At 53.6% G+C, this 2,748-nt stretch carries 5 protein-coding genes; 2 read left to right on the plus strand and 3 right to left on the minus strand.

The window, feature by feature from the left end:
- Nucleotides 1-138: Rop family plasmid primer RNA-binding protein (locus HCCG_RS11795; protein WP_001793640.1), on the minus strand; the 138-nt coding region annotated here is incomplete at its 3' end.
- A gap of 7 nt (nucleotides 139-145) precedes the next feature.
- Here HCCG_RS11795 and HCCG_RS13070 point away from each other — a divergent pair.
- Nucleotides 146-505 carry a hypothetical protein gene (locus HCCG_RS13070; protein ID WP_003702528.1) on the plus strand — a complete coding sequence of 120 codons (360 nt, stop codon included), beginning with the start codon at nucleotides 146-148 and terminating at the stop codon, nucleotides 503-505.
- Nucleotides 506-743: 238 nt separating this feature from the next.
- Here HCCG_RS13070 and tet(C) read toward each other — a convergent pair whose 3' ends face one another.
- Both tet(C) and HCCG_RS11240 read right to left on the minus strand, forming a co-directional pair.
- Entirely contained in the window at nucleotides 744-1,934 is a 1,191-nt protein-coding gene (gene tet(C) / locus HCCG_RS11235; protein ID WP_001297013.1) for a tetracycline efflux MFS transporter Tet(C), read from the minus strand.
- Nucleotides 1,935-2,006: 72 nt separating this feature from the next.
- The gene (locus HCCG_RS11240; protein ID WP_002456141.1) at nucleotides 2,007-2,438 is read right to left on the minus strand and encodes a Cro/CI family transcriptional regulator; all 432 of its coding nucleotides are present in this window, start codon (nucleotides 2,436-2,438) and stop codon (nucleotides 2,007-2,009) included.
- Between the two features lie 100 nt (nucleotides 2,439-2,538).
- On the opposite strand from HCCG_RS11240, the gene HCCG_RS11245 reads away from it, so the two are divergent.
- The coding region (locus HCCG_RS11245) for a helix-turn-helix domain-containing protein (protein ID WP_034548641.1) at nucleotides 2,539-2,748 on the plus strand (210 nt) is incomplete at its 3' end.

A 2,748-nucleotide genomic window follows, 5' to 3' on the forward strand; every position in this document is an offset into this window, starting at 1 on the left:
TGCCTGTTCATCCGCGTCCAGCTCGTTGAGTTTCTCCAGAAGCGTTAATGTCTGGCTTCTGATAAAGCGGGCCATGTTAAGGGCGGTTTTTTCCTGTTTGGTCACTGATGCCTCCGTGTAAGGGGGATTTCTGTTCATGGGGGTAATGATACCGATGAAACGAGAGAGGATGCTCACGATACGGGTTACTGATGATGAACATGCCCGGTTACTGGAACGTTGTGAGGGTAAACAACTGGCGGTATGGATGCGGCGGGACCAGAGAAAAATCACTCAGGGTCAATGCCAGCGCTTCGTTAATACAGATGTAGGTGTTCCACAGGGTAGCCAGCAGCATCCTGCGATGCAGATCCGGAACATAATGGTGCAGGGCGCTGACTTCCGCGTTTCCAGACTTTACGAAACACGGAAACCGAAGACCATTCATGTTGTTGCTCAGGTCGCAGACGTTTTGCAGCAGCAGTCGCTTCACGTTCGCTCGCGTATCGGTGATTCATTCTGCTAACCAGTAAGGCAACCCCGCCAGCCTAGCCGGGTCCTCAACGACAGGAGCACGATCATGCGCACCCGTGGCCAGGACCCAACGCTGCCCGAGATGCGCCGCGTGCGGCTGCTGGAGATGGCGGACGCGATGGATATGTTCTGCCAAGGGTTGGTTTGCGCATTCACAGTTCTCCGCAAGAATTGATTGGCTCCAATTCTTGGAGTGGTGAATCCGTTAGCGAGGTGCCGCCGGCTTCCATTCAGGTCGAGGTGGCCCGGCTCCATGCACCGCGACGCAACGCGGGGAGGCAGACAAGGTATAGGGCGGCGCCTACAATCCATGCCAACCCGTTCCATGTGCTCGCCGAGGCGGCATAAATCGCCGTGACGATCAGCGGTCCAATGATCGAAGTTAGGCTGGTAAGAGCCGCGAGCGATCCTTGAAGCTGTCCCTGATGGTCGTCATCTACCTGCCTGGACAGCATGGCCTGCAACGCGGGCATCCCGATGCCGCCGGAAGCGAGAAGAATCATAATGGGGAAGGCCATCCAGCCTCGCGTCGCGAACGCCAGCAAGACGTAGCCCAGCGCGTCGGCCGCCATGCCGGCGATAATGGCCTGCTTCTCGCCGAAACGTTTGGTGGCGGGACCAGTGACGAAGGCTTGAGCGAGGGCGTGCAAGATTCCGAATACCGCAAGCGACAGGCCGATCATCGTCGCGCTCCAGCGAAAGCGGTCCTCGCCGAAAATGACCCAGAGCGCTGCCGGCACCTGTCCTACGAGTTGCATGATAAAGAAGACAGTCATAAGTGCGGCGACGATAGTCATGCCCCGCGCCCACCGGAAGGAGCTGACTGGGTTGAAGGCTCTCAAGGGCATCGGTCGACGCTCTCCCTTATGCGACTCCTGCATTAGGAAGCAGCCCAGTAGTAGGTTGAGGCCGTTGAGCACCGCCGCCGCAAGGAATGGTGCATGCAAGGAGATGGCGCCCAACAGTCCCCCGGCCACGGGGCCTGCCACCATACCCACGCCGAAACAAGCGCTCATGAGCCCGAAGTGGCGAGCCCGATCTTCCCCATCGGTGATGTCGGCGATATAGGCGCCAGCAACCGCACCTGTGGCGCCGGTGATGCCGGCCACGATGCGTCCGGCGTAGAGGATCCACAGGACGGGTGTGGTCGCCATGATCGCGTAGTCGATAGTGGCTCCAAGTAGCGAAGCGAGCAGGACTGGGCGGCGGCCAAAGCGGTCGGACAGTGCTCCGAGAACGGGTGCGCATAGAAATTGCATCAACGCATATAGCGCTAGCAGCACGCCATAGTGACTGGCGATGCTGTCGGAATGGACGATATCCCGCAAGAGGCCCGGCAGTACCGGCATAACCAAGCCTATGCCTACAGCATCCAGGGTGACGGTGCCGAGGATGACGATGAGCGCATTGTTAGATTTCATACACGGTGCCTGACTGCGTTAGCAATTTAACTGTGATAAACTACCGCATTAAAGCTTATCGATGATAAGCTGTCAAACATGAGAATTCTCTGACGAATAATCTTTTCTTTTTTCTTTTGTAATAGTGTCTTTTGTGTCCCCCTGTTTTGAGGGATAGCAATCCCCCAATTTGAGGGATGTTTTATCCCTCGTTTTAGGGGATTTTCCCTCGTTTTGAGGGATGCACCATTCTGAGATGTTTTTATTTGGTCCAAACATGCCGCCTTGCTGCTTGATAATATTCATTCTGACGAGTTCTAACTTGGCTTCATTGCACCGTTTGACAGGTAACTTTGTAATCTCGCTAAGTTGAGAATCGGTGATTCTGTCCATTGGTTTATTCCACCCATAGGTTTTACGCAGAATGGCAAGCAGCACTTTAAACTGTCGCTTGGTCAGATCTTTAGCTGTCTTGGTTTGCCCAAAGCGCATTGCATAATCTTTCAGGGTTATGCGTTGTTCCATACAACCTCCTTAGTACATGCAACCATTATCACCGCCAGAGGTAAAATAGTCAACACGCACGGTGTTAGATATTTATCCCTTGCGGTGATAGATTTAACGTATGAGCACAAAAAAGAAACCATTAACACAAGAGCAGCTTGAGGACGCACGTCGCCTTAAAGCAATTTATGAAAAAAAGAAAAATGAACTTGGCTTATCCCAGGAATCTGTCGCAGACAAGATGGGGATGGGGCAGTCAGGCGTTGGTGCTTTATTTAATGGCATCAATGCATTAAATGCTTATAACGCCGCATTGCTTACAAAAATTCTC

The organism is Helicobacter cinaedi CCUG 18818 = ATCC BAA-847, from assembly GCF_000155475.1.
Taxonomy (GTDB): Bacteria; Campylobacterota; Campylobacteria; order Campylobacterales; family Helicobacteraceae; genus Helicobacter_C; species Helicobacter_C cinaedi.